The 21,640-nt window shown below is 41.1% G+C and carries 17 protein-coding genes; 8 read left to right on the plus strand and 9 right to left on the minus strand.

From position 1 onward, the window contains the following. Nucleotides 1-128 precede the first annotated feature (128 nt). From D0907_RS08600 to D0907_RS08625, 6 genes are all read left to right on the plus strand, one after another. The gene (locus tag D0907_RS08600; RefSeq protein WP_036968302.1) at nucleotides 129-1,775 is read left to right on the plus strand and encodes an electron transfer flavoprotein-ubiquinone oxidoreductase; all 1,647 of its coding nucleotides are present in this window, start codon (nucleotides 129-131) and stop codon (nucleotides 1,773-1,775) included. Nucleotides 1,776-2,142: 367 nt separating this feature from the next. After that, a complete protein-coding gene (locus D0907_RS08605; protein ID WP_036968300.1) occupies nucleotides 2,143-2,607 on the plus strand; it encodes an acyl-CoA thioesterase in 465 nt (154 codons plus the stop codon). 207 nt (nucleotides 2,608-2,814) lie between these two features. Next, nucleotides 2,815-3,387, plus strand: coding sequence for an outer membrane beta-barrel protein (locus tag D0907_RS08610; RefSeq protein ID WP_036968298.1), 573 nt, complete (start codon nucleotides 2,815-2,817; stop codon nucleotides 3,385-3,387). Nucleotides 3,388-3,485: 98 nt separating this feature from the next. Then, a complete protein-coding gene (tsaA, locus tag D0907_RS08615; RefSeq protein ID WP_036968295.1) occupies nucleotides 3,486-4,190 on the plus strand; it encodes a tRNA (N6-threonylcarbamoyladenosine(37)-N6)-methyltransferase TrmO in 705 nt (234 codons plus the stop codon). A gap of 113 nt (nucleotides 4,191-4,303) precedes the next feature. Then, nucleotides 4,304-6,028 (plus strand): proline--tRNA ligase, encoded by a 1,725-nt coding sequence (locus D0907_RS08620; RefSeq protein ID WP_118844326.1) that lies wholly within the window; start codon nucleotides 4,304-4,306, stop codon nucleotides 6,026-6,028. Between the two features lie 144 nt (nucleotides 6,029-6,172). Next, the gene (locus D0907_RS08625; RefSeq protein WP_036968287.1) at nucleotides 6,173-7,006 is read left to right on the plus strand and encodes a UDP-2,3-diacylglucosamine diphosphatase; all 834 of its coding nucleotides are present in this window, start codon (nucleotides 6,173-6,175) and stop codon (nucleotides 7,004-7,006) included. A 5-nt stretch (nucleotides 7,007-7,011) separates the two neighbouring features. On the opposite strand, the gene D0907_RS08630 is transcribed toward D0907_RS08625, so the two are convergent. From D0907_RS08630 to D0907_RS08645, 4 genes are all read right to left on the minus strand, one after another. After that, nucleotides 7,012-10,050: an ATP-binding protein gene (locus D0907_RS08630; RefSeq protein ID WP_118844327.1), complete on the minus strand. Its 3,039-nt coding sequence runs from the start codon at nucleotides 10,048-10,050 to the stop codon at nucleotides 7,012-7,014. Nucleotides 10,051-10,222: 172 nt separating this feature from the next. After that, nucleotides 10,223-11,431 (minus strand): ABC transporter permease, encoded by a 1,209-nt coding sequence (locus D0907_RS08635; RefSeq protein ID WP_065979954.1) that lies wholly within the window; start codon nucleotides 11,429-11,431, stop codon nucleotides 10,223-10,225. Further along, nucleotides 11,424-12,212 (minus strand): ABC transporter ATP-binding protein, encoded by a 789-nt coding sequence (locus tag D0907_RS08640; protein ID WP_036968282.1) that lies wholly within the window; start codon nucleotides 12,210-12,212, stop codon nucleotides 11,424-11,426. Before D0907_RS08640 ends, D0907_RS08635 begins: the two co-directional genes overlap by 8 nt. After that, a complete protein-coding gene (locus D0907_RS08645; protein WP_036968279.1) occupies nucleotides 12,209-13,021 on the minus strand; it encodes a DUF3025 domain-containing protein in 813 nt (270 codons plus the stop codon). The genes D0907_RS08640 and D0907_RS08645 overlap by 4 nt, the downstream gene beginning before the upstream one ends. Before the next feature lie 111 nt (nucleotides 13,022-13,132). On the opposite strand from D0907_RS08645, the gene D0907_RS08650 reads away from it, so the two are divergent. Together D0907_RS08650 and D0907_RS08655 are read left to right on the plus strand one after the other, a co-directional pair. Continuing rightward, complete coding sequence (locus D0907_RS08650; protein WP_036968276.1) at nucleotides 13,133-14,758, plus strand: M28 family metallopeptidase; 1,626 nt, start codon at nucleotides 13,133-13,135, stop codon at nucleotides 14,756-14,758. Nucleotides 14,759-14,829: 71 nt separating this feature from the next. Then, nucleotides 14,830-16,002, plus strand: coding sequence for a putative manganese transporter (locus D0907_RS08655; protein WP_118844328.1), 1,173 nt, complete (start codon nucleotides 14,830-14,832; stop codon nucleotides 16,000-16,002). A 54-nt stretch (nucleotides 16,003-16,056) separates the two neighbouring features. Here the strand turns inward: D0907_RS08655 and D0907_RS08660 are convergent, their stop codons facing one another. The 5 genes from D0907_RS08660 to astE all read right to left on the minus strand — a co-directional run bounded on the left by D0907_RS08660 (nucleotide 16,057) and on the right by astE (nucleotide 21,586). Continuing rightward, nucleotides 16,057-16,395, minus strand: a complete 339-nt coding sequence (locus D0907_RS08660; protein ID WP_065979958.1) for a DUF805 domain-containing protein — start codon at nucleotides 16,393-16,395, stop codon at nucleotides 16,057-16,059. A 94-nt stretch (nucleotides 16,396-16,489) separates the two neighbouring features. After that, nucleotides 16,490-18,061 (minus strand): dihydrolipoyllysine-residue acetyltransferase, encoded by a 1,572-nt coding sequence (locus tag D0907_RS08665; protein ID WP_118844329.1) that lies wholly within the window; start codon nucleotides 18,059-18,061, stop codon nucleotides 16,490-16,492. Between the two features lie 8 nt (nucleotides 18,062-18,069). Further along, nucleotides 18,070-19,047 carry an alpha-ketoacid dehydrogenase subunit beta gene (locus tag D0907_RS08670; RefSeq protein WP_036968262.1) on the minus strand — a complete coding sequence of 326 codons (978 nt, stop codon included), beginning with the start codon at nucleotides 19,045-19,047 and terminating at the stop codon, nucleotides 18,070-18,072. Then, nucleotides 19,047-20,261, minus strand: a complete 1,215-nt coding sequence (locus D0907_RS08675) for a thiamine pyrophosphate-dependent dehydrogenase E1 component subunit alpha (RefSeq protein WP_036968259.1) — start codon at nucleotides 20,259-20,261, stop codon at nucleotides 19,047-19,049. The genes D0907_RS08670 and D0907_RS08675 overlap by 1 nt, the downstream gene beginning before the upstream one ends. Before the next feature lie 269 nt (nucleotides 20,262-20,530). Next, nucleotides 20,531-21,586: a succinylglutamate desuccinylase gene (gene astE, locus D0907_RS08680; RefSeq protein WP_036968256.1), complete on the minus strand. Its 1,056-nt coding sequence runs from the start codon at nucleotides 21,584-21,586 to the stop codon at nucleotides 20,531-20,533. Nucleotides 21,587-21,640 lie beyond the last annotated feature (54 nt).

Below are 21,640 nucleotides of genomic sequence, written 5' to 3' on the forward strand. Positions count from 1 at the left end.
AGACTACTTCCTGTTGACGTAAACGTCAACCTAAAATAACCTTAAAGTATTCACAGCCTGTAACGTTTCATTTGCAAGTATGAAATACGGTTCTTTTAATGCAGGTCCGTCACTGATAAGAGGTTTATATGGTCGAACGCGAAACCATGGAATTTGATGTTGTTATCGTAGGCGCAGGCCCAGCGGGTTTATCAACAGCTATTCGATTGGCACAACAAGCACAAGAAAAACAACAAGAATTAATGATCTGTGTGGTAGAGAAAGGCTCTGAGGTGGGCGCGCATATTTTATCGGGTGCAGTATTCGAGACACGCGCACTTGATGAGCTACTCCCAGATTGGCAATCATTAGGAGCGCCAGTTTCAACAAAAGTGACTCAGGATGACATTTACTGGTTTAATAACAGTGAAAAAGCCACCAGCATTCCCCACTTTGCGAGCCCCAAAACGTTCCACAATGATGGCAACTATATTGTTTCGATGGGCAATGTATGTCGATTTTTAGCTGAACAAGCAGAAAATCTAGGGGTAGAAATTTTCCCCGGATTTAGTGCGCACTCGTTAATTATCGAAGATGACACCGTGAAAGGGATTATTACCGGCGATATGGGTCTTGATAAAGACGGTAATGAAAAAGACGGCTATATGCCGGGCATGGAATTAAGAGCAAAATACACAGTATTTGCTGAAGGTTGCCGTGGTCATTTAGGCAAAGAGCTTATTAATCATTTTGCCCTTGATAAAGATGCATCACCCCAGCACTACGGCTTAGGCTTTAAAGAAATTTGGCACGTTGACGAAAGCAAACATAAACAAGGTACTGTGGTTCATGGTACTGGTTGGCCACTAACGGGTGATACAAGCGGTGGTGCATTTATGTATCACAGCGAGAACAACCAAGTTGTGGTTGGTTTAATTGTCGACCTTAATTACTCAAACCCGCACCTGAGTCCGTTTGATGAATTTCAACGCATGAAACATCACCCAATCTTTAAAGACGTATTAGAAGGCGGTGAACGTATTGCGTATGGCGCTCGTGCGATAGCAAAAGGCGGCCTGCACTCTTTACCTAAAATGCATTTTCCTGGTGGCTTAATTGTCGGGTGTGATGCCGGCACACTGAATTTTGCTAAAATTAAAGGTAATCACACGGCAATGAAATCAGGCATGGTCGCTGCCGATGTGATTGTTGAGGCGCTTGCTCAAGGCAAAGAAAATAGCGATTTAGCTGAATATGCAACCGCATTTGAGCAAAGCTGGGCCTATAAAGAGCTGTATCAATCACGCAACTTTGGCCCTGTTATGCACAAGTTAGGTAAATTTTTGGGTGGCGCATACAACACACTTGACCAAAATATCTTTGCAGGGAAACTTCCCTTCAAGTTTGAAGACAATACACCTGACTATGCAACACTTGTTGATGCAAGTAGAGCCGAAAAGATTAGCTACCCCAAACCCGATGGCAAACTGAGCTTTGATAAATTATCGTCGGTGTTTTTATCAAATACGAACCATGAAGAATCTCAGCCTTGTCACTTAAAGCTCAAAGACAACAGCATCCCAATTAACGTAAATTTAGTGAAGTTTGACGAACCAGCACAACGTTATTGTCCTGCAGGGGTTTATGAAGTTCAAGAAATCGAAGGCCAAAAAGAGTTTGTGATCAATTCACAAAACTGCGTGCATTGTAAAACCTGCGATATTAAGGATCCAAGTCAAAACATTTGCTGGGTCACGCCTGAAGGTGCGGGTGGACCAAACTACCCTAATATGTAACGCACGTTACTCATTTAATTACTATTTATCCTAAATTGCAGGGGCTTCGGCCCCTTTTTTAGTCTATGCTTAAGATCTGTTTACCTTTGCAGATTAAGATTTGTTCAAACTTGGGACGCTTAAATCACGGCGCGTGGTTTGTAAGCTAGTGAGCTAAGTAAAAACCGAGCAACAAAGAGTAAAGCGCCCCTAAGCATTACTCAAAGGGGAGCGCCTGTTTGGTTTTGATGCTGCGTTATAGGCTATTCATGGGGATAACCACACGCCATAGCCGCTGCCTTGACTGAATCGCACACAGACTGCTGCAAATTTAACCTTGAAAGGTAAGCAAACCCTTAGTCGTGTTTAAATTTATAGTGAGTGATATATGCCGTCATCAAGTGTAACTTTTCGTTTTTTAGCTGAGCCTACTGATGTGAACTTTGGAGGTAAAGTACACGGAGGTGTTGTAATGAAATGGATAGACCAAGCAGGCTATGCCTGTGCAGCGGGTTGGAGCGGTCACTACTGTGTCACCGTGTCTGTTGCTGGCGTTAAATTCCAGCGCCCTATTCTTGTCGGACAAATTGTTGAAGTTAAAGCCAGTATTGCGCATACCGGTAAAACAAGTATGCAAATTTTTATTCAAGTGCGTTGCGGCGACCCTAAAACACAAAACTTAGTCGAAACAAATCACTGTGTTATTAGTTTCATAGCAATGGATGAAGCGGGTTACCCTATCGCGGTACCGACCTACACAGCTGAAACTGATGAAGAAAAGAAAATCGAAAACTACGCAATTAAAATGAAAGAGATTGCCATTGAAACAGAAACATTACTGCAAAAAGCGTAGTTAAGTAACTTCTACATAGCTGATTGAAATTGTTGCGCGTATGAAACTGAACAGCTGATCACTGATTAATCATACTGCGCAAAAAAAGCCTAAAACAGTGTTAAAACCAATACTTTAAGCGTATAAAATATATTGGCATATTCAGTGCAATAGTTTCTACGAGCGATATTAATACATCGTTTATTTATTTTTTAAAGGAGCTATTAAATGATTAAAGTAATTTCAATTTCTGCACTTTCTTTAGCACTACTTGGTTTTAATAACGCTGCCCATGCAGATACTTCCGAAATGGATTCTCCTCGTATTTATACTGGTATTGGTTATGGTCAATACTCTTTCCAATTTGAAGACAGTGAAAACGACACCGATTTCGATGATGATTCACAAATGCTTAAAGGCTACATAGGGACACAGTTCAATAAATACTTAAGCCTAGAGCTTGCCTATCAAAACTTTGATGAAGCAAGTGACATTGATTCAAAAGTAGAGCTTGATGGTATTTCACTCGCAGCGAGGCTTGCTGCCCCCATTACTGAGAGCTTTTCAGTGTATGCGAAAGGCGGCTGGCTTGAATGGGATGCCGAAGTGGAACAAGATTTAGGTGATCTTGGCAGCATTAGTGCAGATACAGATGGCGGCGATGTATTTTATGGCGCAGGTATTGAGTATGCTTTTACTACCAATATGCAAGTACGTTTTGAGTATGAGCGTTATGAGCTTGAAGATGATATTGACCCTGATATGGATGTCGCATCGGTCTCTTTTCAGTACATGTTTTAATTTAGACCACTTAGTTTAAATGTTTAAAGGCAGCCCAGACTGCCTTTTTTTGTGTTTGCATGTAAAATGATGGCAGTTTTTCCTAATTACAACGCATTATGAGCGAATATCAATTAACGGCTGTCGGGCATATCCATTCTCCTTATAAACAAAAGTTTGCCATACCACGGCAACCACGTTTAGTACCCGAAGCAAAAGCAAAACTCGTTTTTACAGCTGATTTCAATCGTGAAGAATTTGTGCGTGGCCTCGATGAGTTTAGTCATATTTGGCTGCTATTTAGATTTCATGAAACAGCAGACAAAGGCTATTCAGCTATGGTACGCCCTCCTCGCTTAGGGGGTAACGAGCGTAAAGGTGTATTTGCAACGCGTGCCACGTTTAGACCCAACGCAATCGGTATGAGTGCCGTAAAACTTGAAGGCATTGAATACAAAAATGGTCAGTTGAGCTTATTGTTATCGGGTATTGATTTACTTGATGGCACGCCTATTTTAGACATCAAACCCTATTTACCTTATTCAGATGCAATGCATGAGGCCAGTGCTGGCTTTGCCGACACCCGCCCAGAAACAGATATGAGTGTAGAATTTAGCGAAGAATCGCTTGCTTTTATCGCTAAACAAACCGATTATCCCGAATTAAAAGCCTTTATCAGCAATGTGTTAAAGCAAGACCCACGCCCTGCTTACAAAAAGCAACGTGAATCAACACAAAGCTACGGCATGACATTATATGATTTTAATATTCGTTGGTTTGTTACTGGCGACCATAATACTGTAACCAGCATCGAAAAATGCTAGTTTTTAACACTTAGCGCTTTAGTGTCACCGCTTCCGCTGGTAAACTGAGCGCCTTGTTACTACTCAAATGATTTGAGTAAACGATAATAATTTTAACACTACTTGGAATAGAGATGCGTACCAGTCAATATATACTCGCAACACTTAAAGAAACTCCGTCTGATGCTGAGATTGTTTCTCATCAATTAATGCTACGAGCTGGCATGATCCGCCGCGTTGCGTCGGGTTTATACACGTGGTTGCCCTCTGGTTTACGCGTACTGAAAAAAGTAGAAAACATTGTACGTGAAGAAATGGATAAAGCCGGCGCAATCGAAATGCTAATGCCGATTATCCAGCCAGCTGACTTATGGGAAGAATCGGGCCGTTGGGAGCAATTTGGTCCTGAATTACTGCGTATTAATGACCGCCACAATCGCCCATTCGCACTTGGTCCGACGCACGAAGAAGTTATCACTGATTTCGTTCGTAAAGAAGTAAGCTCATATAAACAACTTCCACTGACTCTTTATCAAGTACAAACAAAAGTACGTGATGAAGTGCGTCCTCGTTTTGGTGTGATGCGTGCACGCGAATTCACCATGAAAGATGCGTATTCTTTCCATTTAAGTGACGAGTGTTTAGAAAAAACATACCAAGTAATGCACACAGCATACTGCAATATCTTTGAGCGTCTGGGTCTTGATTACCGTCCAGTTATTGCTGATACCGGCTCTATTGGTGGCAGCGTATCGCATGAGTTTCATGTACTGGCTGAATCTGGTGAAGATGCCATTGCATTCAGTGATGCAAGTGATTACGCAGCAAATATCGAAAAAGCTGAAGCGCTTGCACCAACAGATGCACGTCCAGCAGCGACAAAAGAGCTTAAGGCATTCCCTACGCCAGATGCAAAAACAATTGCTGAGCTAAAAGAGCATTACGGGGTAAAACCTCATCGCGGCGTTAAAACACTGATTGTGTATGGCGCACCTGATGAAAACGAACAACGTGGTTTAGTGGCTCTTATTGTGCGTGGTGATCATGAATTAAATGAACTAAAAGCAGAGAAACACCCGCTTGTTGATTCACCTCTTGAAATGGCTAAAGAAGAAGACATCGTTGCGGCGATTGGCGCGAAACCAGGCTCACTAGGCCCTGTTGGTCTAAACATGCCTATTATTGTAGACCGCACTGCCAATGTAATGGCTGACTTTGTTGCCGGTGCAAACAAAGATGGCGAGCACTTTAGCGGCATTAATTGGGACCGCGATGTTGAAAACTATGAAGTTGCCGATATTCGTAATATTGTTGAAGGCGATCCTAGCCCATGTGGCCAAGGTACGTTACAAATTAAACGCGGTATTGAGGTTGGTCATATCTTCCAACTGGGTACTAAATACTCTGAAGCAATGAAAGCAGGTGTATTAAGCGAGTCAGGTAAAAATCAGATCATGACAATGGGTTGTTATGGTATTGGTGTATCGCGTATCGTTGCCGCAGCCATTGAACAAAATAATGATGAATACGGTATTAAATGGCCACAACCTATTGCACCATTTGATTTAGCCATCGTTCCTATGAACATGCATAAATCTCATCGTATTCCTGATATTGCAAACAACATATATGACGGTCTAAAAGCGCAAGGTATCGATGTGTTATTTGATGACCGTAAAGAGCGCCCAGGTGTTATGTTCAACGACATGGAATTACTCGGTGTGCCTTACACACTGGTCATTGGTGAACGAAACCTAGATGAGAATAAAGTTGAGCTTAAAAACCGTCGTACGGGTGAAAAGCTCATGCTTGATTTAGACACTGCAATCGCTGAAATTGCGGCATTAGTAAAAGGCTAAACCTTTTACGCTATCTCAGTTAAAAAAACCGCTTCGGCGGTTTTTTTGATCATGAGCACTTTGTCATAGATGTTTCGCTAAACCGTCTTTTTAATGTCACCTTCTATCCCTAGCATTTAGCTTATTACACCATGAGTAAATGCCATGAATAACACAACTAGCAGTAATAAAACTCACTATCCTGCCGTTTGGATTTCCGACGTTCACTTAGGTTACAAAGACTGCCAAGCTCAGTATCTATTAAACTTTTTAAATTCTATCGAATGTGATGTACTTTACCTTGTTGGCGATATAGTTGATTTATGGTCAATGAAACGGCAGTTTTTCTGGCACCCAAGTCACTATGATGTACTTGCGCTTATTCAAAAAAAAGCCAAAGACGGCACGCGTGTTATTTACATACCAGGAAACCATGATGAAACTTTTCGTCATTACGCCAACGAGTCATTATTTGGTATAGAAGTTCATAAAAAATATATACACACCACGAAGGCGAATAAACGTTTTTTACTTTTGCACGGTGATGACTTTGATTCAGCAACCCGTTACAACAAGCTAATTAGCATAGCGGGTGATGCTGGATACGATTTTTTACTCTTTTTAAACCGCTGGACAAACCGAATTAGACGTTTGTTTGGAGGGAATTACTGGTCACTTGCTTCGTGGATCAAAGCACGCGTACACAAAGCGCGTGCAGCAATTGAAGCCTTTGAAAATGCAGCAATTCATGAAGCAAAAAAACAAGGCGTTGATGGCATAATATGTGGCCATATTCATCACCCTGCGGTGAAAATTGTCGATGATATTGTGTATTGCAATGACGGAGATTGGATAGAAAACTGCACAGCGCTTGTTGAAAACAGTTGCGGGAAAATCGAGTTGCTACATTGGAGCGAAACACAAAAAGTCATTCACTCTGCAGATATCAGCAAACTAAACCCAACCCCCGCCTTCGACAAAAGCCAAGATGCGGCATAAGCTGTTTAACCTTTGAGCCACATCGACAATTTATTGCGTAATGTGGCTTGCTTAATAGGTTTTGTAATGTAATCGTTCATGCCAACACTTAAACACTTTTCTCTGTCGCCAGCCATGGCACTGGCTGTCATCGCAATGATGATCACATCTTGATAAGCATCGCCTGCTTTACCTTGTCTGATTTCCTTTGTGCAGTCATAACCATTTAAGTTGGGCATTTGACAGTCCATTAAAATTAAATCGAATATTGTCTTACTATTTTTCAAAAGTTCTAATGCTTCAAAGCCATCATTGGCTGATTCAATAGTCACATTGCTGTCGCGAAGGATGGCTTTACTCACTTCAATATTAATTAAATTATCATCAACGATAAGAATATGTTTATCGCTCAAATCAATTCTAACTTGCTCTTTATCTGTGCTTTTAACATGCTCAACAAACTGCTGACTATTATTCAATAATAGCGCTAATCGATAGCTTAATTCATCAGGCGTAATGGGCTTTGCAATCACCATTACATTAGCTGGTAAGTCATATTTTTTGGCAAGTGACGACATAACCCCTAAGATGAGTGCATGTTTTTGCAGATGATTTCTCGCCCAATTCAACACTCGCTCGAATAAGGGATGTTTGTGCTCAACAATCACTAAATCAAGTAACTTAAGTTCAGCCTCTGTCACGTTATTTAATCTAAGTAGCTGTTTGGGTGCAGGCTCTGATAGCACAGTAAGTTGTTTTTCAAGGTTGGTTGCCAATTTATCGTACTGCACCGCGATACCCATCCGTTTTTCAGATAATGCTGCAATAACACTGTGTTGTATGGATATGTCTGAAGGTGCGACACAAACACTTGCGATAAAACAGCTGCCCTTACCTTTTTCGCTTTCTACTATGATATCACCGCCCATAAGTTGCGATAACTTGCGACTGATTGACAAACCAAGGCCGCTTCCACCGTAATGACGCGTTGTACTCGAGTCTTCTTGGGTAAACACCTCAAAAAGCTTATCTTGATTCTCTTTTGAAATTCCAATCCCAGTATCACACACCGAAAAATTCAACATTAGCTTATTTTTCTCAACAGACAGCTGTGTAACTGTCAGGCTAACATGCCCTTGGTGGGTAAATTTAAAGGCGTTACTTAACAGGTTATTTAAGATTTGTTTTAGTCGATGACTGTCACCCATAACCGTTCTTCGTGTAATGCCACTGCAATCAAAAAGTACTTCAATGCCTTTTTTCTGTCCTTGCACTGCCATCGATGTCACTAAATCACTGCACACAGATACCAGATCAAATTCGTGACAGTCTAAATCGAGTTTGCCTGCCTCGATTTTCGAAAAATCAAGAATATCGTTTATCAGCGTCATTAAAGAATTAGCGCTACTATTCGCGTAATGTAAATATTTTTTTTGCTGTGGGGTAAGCAGTTCTTCTTCAAGCATTTCTAGCATACCGAGTACACCATTCATCGGGGTCCGAATTTCATGGGAAATATTGGCAACAAACTGACTTTTAGCTTTACTTGCCGCTAATGCTTTTTCGGTCGCTTCTTCAAGCTCGGCTGTGCGCATCTTTACTTTTTCTTCCAGTGAACCATTGAGCTTTTCAAGCTGATGTTGAGCACATTTCAGCGAATCAATATTGCGTAATATTGCCGCTATTTGAAATTCTTGATTAGCCGCATCAAAAATAGGAGCCATGGTAATCGAAAAGTAGTGGGTATTTTCATCGGCAATATGTACCGCTTCGAATGAGCACCGTTTTCCTTCTTTAAGTGCCTGAGCAATGCCCTGAAAATCTTCGTCATTGTAGTTAAATAATTCATCAAATTGTGTGTGTTGCTCTTCAATTCCAAAAAACTCTTTCGCTGTTTTATTCGCATTATCGATAACACCGTTTGCTTTTATCATAATAATGGCATCGGATGAGCTTTCGATTATTTTGCTATTCTTCTCCTTAAGAAAGCTTAGCTCGAGTTTACGATTAATATCTCGCTGGTAAATAATGAACAAGATAACGACTACTACAATGATCAAACAGAGCATGGCTATAAATCTATAGCGCTTTTGCTTTATTTCATACAGTAAGTTTTCAGTATCAATTGCCACTGCTATCGTTAACGGCTCCATTTGAATACCATTTTGAAACGCTATCTCCTCTTTCAAAAAAAGCCTGTCAGGTAAGTTCACCACGTCAAAGAGATCAACGTGCGCCATATCATGATTACTATTAAATTCTTCGTACCAAAAATGCGCATCGCCTTTTTCAAAACTAAAACGGTATGCTTCATTTGGATGATAGATAAATTGTTGTTTTGCATTTAAAAGAAAAACATTAAATTTTCGCGGGGTTCCTTCTATTAAGCCTTGAATTAAATCGTCTGCATAATAGTTAATGATTAACACCGCGAAAGGGTCACCATTGGCATCTTTAATCAGCTTAGAGACTCGGTACGTGCTTACATAAGGAACTTGAAGTGCACCGTTTTCACGATTGTAATTAATAGGTGACACATAAATATGGCCATTAGTTAATTGACGGGTGATTTGCATGTAATCACGCTGACCTTTGTGCTGTAAATTTTGCTCAGCAATACGGCTGACTTTGCCGTTTATGTTGTCTACACGTACAACCTCTTTGCCGTTATCAGCGACATATATGTAGCGTGCTTGCGCTAAATCTTTGTCGGTTGCCATAAACCCGCTAAATATTTTAGCTAAGCGGTCTTTCCAGGCTGAAATGGGCGTGCCTAACACAGGGTCGATATTATTTTCATTTGTGGCCCGCATAATCGCCATGATCGGCGGGGTTGCATCAAGGAAGTTTAAAGCTGAAATATTCTCTCTTAACGTCGTAGTAAAGGTCGACTTTTTTGCTGAAAGCTCTCGCTGCATTTGCTCATAAGTTCGTTTGTAGACATCTTCACGCGTATCAATTTCATATTTTACGGTTGCTAAGCACGCCATTATGACAAGGACAATAAATGCAAATATAGGTAACTTGTGTAGCACTATTAAACGCGATAATTTTTCAGAATCCATTGAACAAAAAGCCTTATTTACCACCTTGTAAATAGTATAGGAGAATTTCATGATAAAGATGGGGGAAAGATAAAAAATTATAATTAATTATGACTACCTACAGCAGCGTTCGCTAGAAACGAAAAAAGCACCAAAACGGTGCTTTTAATCGTATAAATAACTGACTTATTGACTATCTAAATAGCACGTCTTCTTTATTAAACCACTTAACGCAGAAAGCCAATAACGCCCCCGCTACAATAACGGTGGCTAAGAAAATGAGCCCAACGAGGGTGTAATCAACAGTGCCTTTAATAATCTCTTTAATCGCTAAAGCAACATTCGTTACCGGAATAAACGCCGTTTTGCTGGTGAGCTCTACGTTAGGCATTAGCGCAATCATAATCGGGAAAATAACCCCAATACTCAGCGGTGCCATGTAGTTTTGTGCTTCTTTAAAGGTACGTGCGTAAATAGAAATCGCGAGCGCAAGCGATGAAAAAATGGCCGCAATTGGAACGAGTAATATAAAAATCAATCCCAAATCAAACACAGTTAATGAGCTAAATGCTGTTTTAACAACGGCTAAATCAACAAATGCGATAGCAACAGACACCCAAATTCCCATACTGAGTACCGTAATCGTCGTTGTTGCGATAGATGAAGCGAGTAATGTAATAAATTTACCAAGAACCAGCTGCGTACGCGTGATTGGCGTAAGTAAAAGAGTTTCCAGCGTACCGCGCTCTTTTTCTCCCGCACCTAAATCAATCGCTGGGTAGGTTGCGCCCATTAAAACCAGTGGGATCAATAAATAAGGAATAAACCCGCCAATTTTTTCACCCAGATTTTCACGTTTATCAGCCGTATCCACTTTCACGACTTTTATAGGCTCGATAATCGCAGCCTGTTGCTGCTCTGATACACCAAAACTTAACAGCTTGGTAGTACGCAGTTTATCGCCATACTCTTTGGCAAGTTCTTTTACACGGTCAAACAAAAAGTTAATCGCTTTTGCATCGTTATACACGACTTGCCATTCACTCTGTTTGGCATTATCTAACGTTTGTTTGGCATCTGAGGGTAAGTATATCCCCATGTCAATCGTGCCAGCTTTAACTGCATTTGTTAAATCTTCAACTGAATTGAACGTTTCTTCGCCTTTATACTGTGAAAAGCTTTTATGATAAAAAACTTTGTCTGTAAACTCTTGTGCGTATTGACCATTAATAATGGCGTAGGTATGCACTTCTTGCTCAGCCTCTAACGCAGCCTGCGAGCTAATAAAGGCCATAATTGCAAATAACAATGGAAAAATAGCAACAGGTAGCGCAACCACAAATATGAGTGTTTTACGGTCGCGTAATAGCTCTTTTAATTCCTTTTTAAATACTTCAAACATCACGACTCTCCGTTAAAATATTCATAAACGCTTGGTTCAGCACGTCACTTTGTCCTGTTTGTTTAAATTCATCTAACGTGCCATCAAAGCAGCTAAGCCCTTGATTAATAACTGCGACACGGTCACATAACAAGGCGACTTCATCTAAATGATGCGTTGAAAATATAACCGGCGTACCCTGCTCTTTCAGGCCTTTAATAAAGTTAATAACGGTTTGTGTGGTCATAATATCTAGGCCAGTGGTTGGCTCGTCAAGTATGACGACGTCTGGCTGGTGGATCACTGCACGCGCTATATTGGCTTTTTGTTTCATACCTGTAGAAAGGTTTTCGGCGCGTTTATCTATAAAACTGTGCATATCGAGTAAAGTAAACAATTCGTCACAACGTGATGCAATCAGTTTCTTATTCATACCATGCAGGCGTGCAAAGTATTCTACATTTTCTTTGACGGTTAATCGCCCATACAACCCAGTGCTGCCTGATAAAAAGCCAATTGATTTTCGTCCAATCAATGGCTTTTTAACAATATCGTGACCAGAGATAGTAATGCTGCCCTCATCTGGTTTCAATGCGGTAGAAATCATTCTAAGTGTCGTTGTTTTACCCGCACCATTTGGACCAAGCAAACCCAATACTTCACCTTTATCGCAGTGAAAACTGACATCTCTTACAGAGTGAAAAAATTGCTTATCTTCACGGGGATCGATTTTATCCGTGTTGTTTTTTTTATGATCTTTCGTCAGCTTAAATTTCTTTTTAAGCCCTGCTACTTCAATCATGTTCGTTTCCTTCGTTTCGGTCTAAAGTAATCTGTATTACTGTAAAATTCTGGATTTTCATTGTCGGTCCACCACCCTGGCACACCTAACAAAGGGAGTGGCGATAAGTTTTTATTATCGCGCAAACAATCATCAAACTTAATCATCTCATAAAGGCGTTGATCTAGATATGCATATTGACTGCTTAAATCTTTACAAAATATGTCATCAGGAACAACGATAAACAACGCCTTGCCTGTCAAACCTATATAAGGTTGAGTGAGCATTTCATAATTTGCATGACCAAACATATAAGGACGAATAGTGCGCCCCCATTCTTCGCGCTTATCAACAAATGCATGTTCCCATTGATGATCACGCAATTGTTGCTGCCATTGCGTGTGTGTAATTGCAAGCACAACACCACATTCATCAAACAATGTTAGGGCGTTTCGGTGTTTACTTCGCTCTTTTAGACCATGTAGTTTAATTTCTTCAATATGTTGATGGTTTATCAGTGACTTTGTTTTTGGAAACAAACACCAAATAAACCCACCAAAGAGATCGTGCCAATTCTGTTGACGCGTCGGCACGTGGCCCGTTTCGAATATAATTTGTTCATAGTAACGGCTTTCATCAGCAAACTGCTCGTCTTCAACAAAGCGAATAGCTTGGCCTTGTGACGTTGTAGCATTTAAAAATTGTGAAAACCATTGGCAACTCGGCCAATCAGTCAATTCATGAATTTTGAATAAATCGGCTAAGTCGGCAAATGCGCCGGTGGTTAAATACTGTGTTGACCACTGCTCTGGCGGTGTAAATCGTTTCATGGGCTATTACATTTAACTTCTTGAAGCTTTACGCTAGTTTACCGTAAAAACTGGTTCTCATTAATAGAACCTCATATACTATTGCCATCTTAAAACAAAAAAAGAGCTATTATGAAACGCTATTTTCCAATGACAGTACTCGCAAGCGCTATTCTTGCAGGCTGTGCTTCAACAAGTATTACTTCTGATGATGTAGAAAAAGCCTATCAAAGCATTAATTCAGCACAATTAGCTGAGCATATTAAAGTGCTTGCTTCAGATGAGTTTGGTGGTCGAGCACCTTCATCAAAAGGTGAAGAATTAACCCTTGCTTACCTAACAGAGCAATTCAAAGCGCTTGGTTACCAACCAGGTAATGGTGATAGCTTCTTACAAGAAGTGCCTCTGGTATCCCTTGAAGCCGACCCTAACATGGTCCTTACTATCGGTGGTAAAGATTATGAGTATAAAAAAGACATGGTCATGGGCAGTAGCCGTATCAGCGCACAACAAAGCATCAAAGATTCTGAACTCGTGTTTGTTGGTTACGGTGTTAACGCCCCTGAATATAACTGGAACGACTACGAAGGCTTAGACGTTGAAGGTAAAACAGTGGTTATGCTGGTCAACGACCCTGGTTTTGCTACAAAAGATCCGGCGCTATTTACCGGCGATGCGATGACCTATTATGGTCGTTGGACGTATAAATATGAAGAAGCGAGCCGCCAAGGTGCCGCAGGTGCAATTATTATTCACGAAACCGCTCCGGCCTCTTATCCTTGGTCTGTGGTTGAAAACTCATGGAGTGGCGAACAGTTTGGTTTTCAAAAAGAAAACAACAATATGGACCGTGTTGCTGTTGAAGGTTGGGTAACGACAGATGTCGCTAAAGAGCTTTTCACAAAAGCAGGCTTAGACTTCGATACCATGAAAGCCAACGCAGCAAAAGGTGCATACCATGTTGATATGGGCGATTTAACCGCAAGCGTAACTGTAAATAATACAATTAAAAAGTCGATTTCATATAACTTTATTGCGACTCTGCCTGGCAGCGAAAAACCAGACGAGCATGTTATATATTCAGCTCACTGGGATCACTTAGGCACTGATAAAACCCGTAAAGGTGATCAGATTTATAACGGTGCGCACGATAATGCGACAGGTACTGCGGGTTTAATTGAGGTTGCTGAAGCATTTACAAGTTTACCGAAGCACCCTAGCCGCTCAATGACCTTTTTAGCTGTTACCGCTGAAGAGCAAGGCTTACTTGGCTCTAAGTATTACGCTGCTAACCCCGTTATTCCTGCTAAAAATACTGTTGCCAACATTAATATGGATAGCTTGAACTTGCTCGGTAAAGTAAAAGATATCAGTGTTGTTGGTATTGGTAAGTCAGAAATGGACACGTTATTAGAAACGGCAGCTAAGGCACAAGATAGAACTGTTTCGGGCGATCCTAAACCTTCATCAGGTGGCTACTACCGCTCAGATCATTTTGCATTTGCAAACATGGGCGTGCCTGCAATGTATGCAGGCGGTGGAAGTGTTGCTTTTGATGAAGAAACGGCCACTTACCGCAAGCGCATGAGTTTAGTGCTTCGTGGTTGTTATCATCAACCTTGCGATCGTTACCGTGATGAATGGGATCTTTCAGGCGCAGTTCAAGACCTTCAGTTATTCTATCAAGTTGGTTTTGATATCTCTGAGCGTGAAGAATGGCCTAAATGGAATGAAAGCTCAGAATTCCAACGCAAATAGATGCAAATGATATTGATTTTCATTTAAAGTAATAATACAGTGTAATCTGATTAATTTTTAGGTTGCACTGTATGATTTTATTAACACAATCGAGATTCTTTTCTCAAAAAGCGAGGTGTTATATTACGGACAATAAGCGCTTATTCTTGCCCCTTTTAATTCTTATTGCCCTTGTTGTACCAGCAACTCGCGGGTTTACCTTACAAGCATTAAGCGATGCTTTTTTTCAGGTTTCTGTTTTCGTAGCCGCAACCCTATTAATCTATTACTATTTAATTGATCGCCTTCCCCAACTGCAATTAAGCTATTTACGCGCAAGATCTGGTTTTTTAGAGGTGAGCTTTGCCTCTATATTGGGCGCATTACCCGGTTGTGGCGGAGCAATCATTGTTGTCACTCAATTTACTAAACGACAAGCAAGCTTTGGTTCTGTGGTTGCGGTATTAACAGCCACAATGGGTGATGCTGCATTTTTACTACTCGCAACCCGCCCACTTGATGGCCTTATTATGATGCTTTTAGGCGTGTGTGTGGGCATCATCAGCGGACAAATCGTTAACCTTTTTCATAGTCGGCACCGCTTTCAGCCTTCACAGCCAAGCGACTATATTGAAGAGCCACAATGTCAGCCAAAAGCAATCCAATTTAGCCGACCTATTTGGAAGTTTTCATTGTTCCCAAGTGTGATCATCGCTTTTTTAATTGCTATGAATGTTGAAAAAACTCTTTTTAGCCAACCTATTATCGATATCATCAGTGTGTTTGGATCGATAATGGCCTTGTTTGTGGTTGTTATCTGGGCGTTGTCGTCAAAAGGTCAAAATTACAAACAAATTACCAGCGAAGAAGCGCCCTGCACCCCGCCTTCAAAGTTAACGAAAGTCTTGATGGATACACACTTCGTTACTGCCTGGGTTGTCGCTTCGTTTATGGTATTTGAGATTTTTGTTAATGTGGTGGGTGTTGACCTGACTGGTTGGTTTTCTGACTATGCCTATTTAGCCCCCTTGATAGCTGTTGCCATAGGACTGCTTCCGGGTTGCGGACCACAAATTGTCGTTATGACTCTTTATATTCAAGGCATTATTCCGTTTAGCGCGATGGCTGCAAATGCAATCTCTAATGATGGTGATGCCCTGTTCCCTGCAATAGCGCTGGCTCCACGAGCCGCAGTGGTCGCCACTGTTTATTCGTCTATCCCAGCCTTGATTGTTGGTTACGGTTTATATTTTTACGGTCTTTAGTGTAGAGATTAAACGCACAATGCCCTATGAAAACAGGGCATTGTGTGACGAGTGCTATTTAGGACATGGGCCGTACTGATTGTGTTCTTTTTCTGAGTCTAAAACACAGAACACAATAACGATAAGCACACCAACAACAGGTAATAAATACAAAAGCTGCCACCAACCTGACCGGCCAGTATCATGAAGACGTCTGGTGGTTGCACTTAATGATGGTATAAAAAGCGCTAATGCATAAATACTGCTAATAATCTCTTCGCCCAGTAAGCTATCAATTAAGCCGCAAAGCATCGCAAATAGCAGGTAAAAGAGGATAAACATCCAATATGACTGACGACGTATGCGCCCGGTAAAGTCGGCATATCTATTCAACGCTTCTTTAAAGTGCTCCATTTAATTCCTTATAAGATATCGTTATTTATACACATTCACTTAAACATCATACATAAAAAAACCAGCCGAAGCTGGTTTTTTAATAACGAATAAATTAGCTCATTGCCATCATCATTTTTGCGGGATCTTCTAAGTAAGATTTCCACAAATTATTGAATCGAGCAATAGTACCGCCATCGATAACACGGTGGTCGCCAGACCAACTCACTTGCATAATAGCTGCCGATACCACATGACCATTTTCATCAAAGCGCGGTAAATGCTGTAATTTACCTAATGCGACAATTGCCACCTCAGGCTTATTGATGATCGGGGTTGCAATTGTGCCACCAATCGCACCAATATTAGAAATACTGATTGTTCCACCCTTTAAGTCATCAGGTGATACACGACCATCACGAGCGGCTTCTGTTAAACGAGTAACTTCGTTTGCAACATCAACAATGCTCTTCGACTGGCATGATTTAATATTAGGCACTAATAAACCAATCTTCGAATCTACTGCCATACCAATATTATGATCATCAAAATACGTCAACTCCGTACACTCATCGTTTACTTGCGAGTTAAGCACTGGGAACTGCTTAATTGCAAGCGACAACGCTTTGATAAAAAATGGCATCATAGTGAGCTTAACGCCCTGCTGCTTATACTGCTCTTTTAAATCAGTACGCAGTGCAATAAGTTTTGTTAAATCGATTTCGTCACAGAATGTAAAATGAGGAATTGTCGATACTGACGCAACCATTTGCTTAGCCATCGCTGCTTTAATGCCTTTAATTGGCTCAACACGGCTTCCGCCTGTCGCTACCACAGGTGTTGATTGTGATGTTGCTGACGAAACAGTTTCAGTGCGTGCTTGGCTTTGACCCTCATTTAAGAAGTCTTCAATATCCTGCTTATAAATACGGCCATTTTTACCCGAACCTGGCACTTGCGTTAAATCAACATCTAGCTCACGGGCTTTACGACGCACTGCCGGTGATGCAACTGCTTTTTTGTTAAGCTGTTTATTTGCAGCAGGCGTTGCTGGTTTTTCTGAAGGTTTATTGGCCGCGTTAGTTTGTGCTTTAACAACCGCTGAGCTGACATCAGGCTCGGCAGTATGGCCTTCGATACTCATTTGGAATAACGGGCTGTGTACCGCAGCAATATCGCCTTTTTGATAGTAAAGCTTTTCGACTTTACCCGTGTATTTAGCCGGAATTTGAACCAAAGCTTTGTCTGTCATCACATCACAAACAGCTTGATCTTCTACTATTTCATCGCCTTCGCTGACTAACCACTCAACGATTTCGCATTCAACAATACCTTCACCAATGTCTGGCAAGATAAAGTCTTCTAAATGCGAGCCTGAGGTTGCAGTTTGCGGTGTTGGCTGTGCAGCGGTATCGTCTGCTGCTTCAACTGTTTGGCTTGGCGTTTCACCATCAACATCCATTGCAAATAAAGGAGCATGCACTTTTGCAATATCACCTTTTGCGTAATATAACTTGCTGATCACACCATCGTGCACTGCAGGAATTTGTACAAGTGCTTTGTCGGTCATTACGTCACAAATAGGCTGATCTTCTTTTACCGTATCACCCTCTGCAACTAACCACTCAACGATTTCACACTCTACGATGCCTTCGCCGATATCTGGTAAGATAAAATCTTTAGACATACTGACTCCTAAAACTCAACTGATTGCTTAATCGCAGCAAGCACTTTGTGCGCATCTGGCACATATTCTTTTTCAAGGGCGAGTGGGTACGGCGTATCTAAACCACACACACGTGCAATTGGCGACTCTAAGTGTAAGAAACACTCTTGTTGAATAGTCGCAACAATCTCGGCCCCAAAACCATTGGTAATTGGCGCTTCGTGGCTAACAATTAGGCGCCCTGTTTTAGTAACAGATTTAGCAATTGTTTCAACGTCCCAAGGTAAAATTGTACGTAAGTCAATAACTTCACAACTAATACCCTGTTCAGCTGCTTTTTTGGCTGCGTCTTCAATGATTTCCATCTGCGCACCCCAAGCAAGTAAGGTAACGTCAGTACCTTCTTGAACAACTTCGGCTTTACCAAGCTCAATGCTGTAATCTTCTTCAGGCACTTCACCGGTTGATGCACGGTATAAACGCTTAGGCTCAAAGAAAAGAACCGGGTTGTTGTCCTTGATTGATGCACGTAATAAACCTTTAGCTTGATAAGGGTTACGTGGCACAACCAATTTTAAACCTGGGGTATGTGCAAAATAAGCTTCAGGCGATTGTGAATGATATAAACCACCTGCAATCCCGCCACCATACGGCGTGCGAATTGTTAAATTACCCACGTTAAATTCATTACCACTGCGGTAACGGAATTTAGCTGATTCATTCACAATTTGGTCAAATGCAGGGAAAATATAATCAGCAAATTGAATTTCTGCTAATGCAGGCGCACCGAATGCAGCAAGGCCATTGGCAAAACCTAAAATACCTTGCTCAGTCAAAGGTGTATTAAATACACGATGCTTACCGTATTTCTCTTGTAAGCCTGAGGTTGCACGGAATACACCACCAAAATAGCCAACATCTTCACCAAAAATACAGGCATTTGGGTGCTCTGCCATGGTGATATCAAGGGCAGAATTAATTGCATGAAGCATGTTCATTTTAGCCATTACTTTAATCTCCCTGCAGTCGTTGGATAAGCATCAGGATGCTGCAAAATGTGTTGTTTTAATTCTTCGTATTGTTTTTGCAGTGATGGAATTGGCGTATCGTATACATCAGAGATAAGTTCTTCTAACGCTGGTTTCGCCACTTTTTCTGCACGTTTAAGTGCCGCTAAAATTTCTTCACGAATAGTTTCTTTATCTTTCGCATCTTGGGCTTCATCTAACCACCCCTGCTTAAGTAACCACTTGCGAAAACGCTCAATTGGGCAACCTTGATGTTTGGCTTCTTCGTCTTTACTGCGGTAACCGCTTGGATCATCACTCGTAGAGTGTGCACCTAGTCGATAAGCAATCGACTCAATCAGTACCGGCTCACCATGGGTTGTAACGATTTCACGTGCTTTCTTAGTCGCAGCATAGACAGCAAGTGCATCTGCACCGTCAACTCGAATAGTTTTAATGCCATAACCAACGCCGCGTGATGCAATACCGTCACCTTTAAATTGCTCATCTGCAGGCGTTGAAATCGCATAGCCATTGTTACGTGCAAAAAAGATAACAGGCGCTTTATGAACCGCAGCCATATTCAAACCGGCATGGAAATCACCTTCTGAGGCAGCACCTTCACCAAAATAACAAATAGTGATGTTATCAATCGTGCTGTTTAAATCACCCGTTTCTGCATCAATGTGACGTACTTTTTGACCGTATGCGTAACCCGTAGCCTGTGGGATTTGTGTCCCTAGCGGCGACGATATAGTCATATAGTTAAGTTCGCGAGAGCCATAATGGATTGGCATTTGGCGACCTTTACCTAAGTCTTTCTCATTCGAGAACATCTGATTCATAAATTGGTCTAGGCTAAAACCACGATAACGTAATGCTGCTTGTTCGCGGTACTGCGCCATAATCATGTCATTTTGATCAAGGGCTGCAGCCGAGGCAGTCACCGCCGCTTCTTCGCCTAAACATTGCATATAAAAACTAACACGACCTTGACGCTGTGCCGCTTGCATACGCTCATCAAGCGCACGAATGAATCGCATTGTCTCATAAAGACGAATTGCGGTGTCTTTGTCGATATCAGGTGCTGTTGCACCTTCATAGATGTCGCCTTCCTCATTAAGAATGCTTAATGTAGGGATTTTTAATGCGTGACCATCAATAAATGACAGTTCATGATTAATATTCAGCGATACGTTATTTGGATTACTCATAACCTACCTTCTTTCGTTGTCAGATACATACGCAACTGCCCTTATTTGAATTTTTATCAGCAAAAGCTGTAAGGATAAAGTTTGCGTAATTTTCAATCTATTTAAATTAAACTGCCGACACTTTACGTTAACGTAAGTTGTTATTCAACTAATCATAGACGAATAGTCGATAAATCGCTAAACATGCATGGAAAGTTAACTATACAACAATAAATTTTATTTAATATCATACAGTTAACTGTATTTTGGTGGGTGTAAATGCAACTATTTTAAATAAAGTTGCTATCAACTTGCATTGGAATAACCGTCAATAATGCACGCTGACCTAAGGCTACATCAGCATTTGGGAAGATTATAGCTTCACCCTCAACCTCAGCCACATACCTGGTCTGACCATCAGTTGCTAATAATTCACCTTTCGCGAAGCCCGTAAAATTTTCTACGTCATCTGCGAATGGAAAACTAAAGTCTTCGCACGTTCGGTTTATTGTTCTATAAACTGAAAAAAGCTCAAAATCAGATGCATTAAACTCACCATATTCAACACTTTCTTGACTAATTAATGCAATTAAAGTTTCTTTGGTTTTCGCAAAGCGTGACATATCATTCTCACCAAACGCTTTAACTTGACCGAGCTCAACGGTAAATGAGTCAGCGCCATGGACAAATGACGAGTAGTAGCTAAAGGTTGTCGCTGCCGACTTCATCATTAATACGGTGTTTACGCCACAGCTTAATAAAAACTGCAATTGTGATTTTTTCCACGGTTTGCCATGTAAGTACGGATACACAGCAAATTTTTCATTTTTTGAACCACGAATAGCAGTATGCAGATCATAATGACAACGTGCGCTACCTTCGCTGCCACGACTGAAAAAGTCACTGACAACATCTTCTAATTGTTTTGCGCGCACACGCTCAGGGTTTGAAGCAATGCCCTCTTGGGTATGATGACCATTGAATAAACGATTTAAGTTTTCTTCAACAAATCGCTTACCGATATTTATTGATTTTGGGTTACCAAAAATAAACAGCACGCGTTGTTTTAAGGTCATCTCTTCTTTAATTATCGCACTAATTAACTGATCGCAAATTTCAATTGGCGCTGTTTCATTACCGTGTATCGCACTTGATAACACAATATCTTTATTGCTTACTGTTGCAGGCTGAAACTCGATAATCCCCGTGTCATGGACAGTCACATTTGTCCCATTCGTTAACGTGAATGATGAATAAGGTAATGAAAATTCGTTTTCACGAGTTAAGCTTAGAAAATCACCCGACGCTTTAAGCGCATCCAGGTAAGTAGCTGATGAGTAGCTCATGGTCTGATCCTAATATTACGTGAGAGTAGAATACAAAAACGGCTGATTAAATCA

Source organism: Pseudoalteromonas lipolytica (assembly GCF_003515105.1).
In the GTDB taxonomy this organism is placed as follows: domain Bacteria; phylum Pseudomonadota; class Gammaproteobacteria; order Enterobacterales; family Alteromonadaceae; genus Pseudoalteromonas; species Pseudoalteromonas lipolytica.

Excerpts from the sequence above, each read along its gene's own strand:
- D0907_RS08605 (WP_036968300.1), top strand. The coding sequence starts at position 2,143 with ATGCCGTCATCAAGTGTAACTTTTCGTTTTTTAGCTGAGCCTACTGAT.
- astE (WP_036968256.1), bottom strand. The coding sequence starts at position 21,586 with ATGAGCTACTCATCAGCTACTTACCTGGATGCGCTTAAAGCGTCGGGT.
- D0907_RS08660 (WP_065979958.1), bottom strand. The coding sequence starts at position 16,395 with ATGGAGCACTTTAAAGAAGCGTTGAATAGATATGCCGACTTTACCGGG.
- D0907_RS08655 (WP_118844328.1), top strand. The coding sequence starts at position 14,830 with ATGATTTTATTAACACAATCGAGATTCTTTTCTCAAAAAGCGAGGTGT.
- D0907_RS08600 (WP_036968302.1), top strand. The coding sequence starts at position 129 with ATGGTCGAACGCGAAACCATGGAATTTGATGTTGTTATCGTAGGCGCA.
- D0907_RS08650 (WP_036968276.1), top strand. The coding sequence starts at position 13,133 with ATGAAACGCTATTTTCCAATGACAGTACTCGCAAGCGCTATTCTTGCA.
- D0907_RS08635 (WP_065979954.1), bottom strand. The coding sequence starts at position 11,431 with ATGTTTGAAGTATTTAAAAAGGAATTAAAAGAGCTATTACGCGACCGT.
- tsaA (WP_036968295.1), top strand. The coding sequence starts at position 3,486 with ATGAGCGAATATCAATTAACGGCTGTCGGGCATATCCATTCTCCTTAT.
- D0907_RS08625 (WP_036968287.1), top strand. The coding sequence starts at position 6,173 with ATGAATAACACAACTAGCAGTAATAAAACTCACTATCCTGCCGTTTGG.
- D0907_RS08670 (WP_036968262.1), bottom strand. The coding sequence starts at position 19,047 with ATGGCTAAAATGAACATGCTTCATGCAATTAATTCTGCCCTTGATATC.
- D0907_RS08665 (WP_118844329.1), bottom strand. The coding sequence starts at position 18,061 with ATGTCTAAAGATTTTATCTTACCAGATATCGGCGAAGGCATCGTAGAG.
- D0907_RS08610 (WP_036968298.1), top strand. The coding sequence starts at position 2,815 with ATGATTAAAGTAATTTCAATTTCTGCACTTTCTTTAGCACTACTTGGT.
- D0907_RS08675 (WP_036968259.1), bottom strand. The coding sequence starts at position 20,261 with ATGAGTAATCCAAATAACGTATCGCTGAATATTAATCATGAACTGTCA.
- D0907_RS08620 (WP_118844326.1), top strand. The coding sequence starts at position 4,304 with ATGCGTACCAGTCAATATATACTCGCAACACTTAAAGAAACTCCGTCT.
- D0907_RS08640 (WP_036968282.1), bottom strand. The coding sequence starts at position 12,212 with ATGATTGAAGTAGCAGGGCTTAAAAAGAAATTTAAGCTGACGAAAGAT.
- D0907_RS08645 (WP_036968279.1), bottom strand. The coding sequence starts at position 13,021 with ATGAAACGATTTACACCGCCAGAGCAGTGGTCAACACAGTATTTAACC.
- D0907_RS08630 (WP_118844327.1), bottom strand. The coding sequence starts at position 10,050 with ATGGATTCTGAAAAATTATCGCGTTTAATAGTGCTACACAAGTTACCT.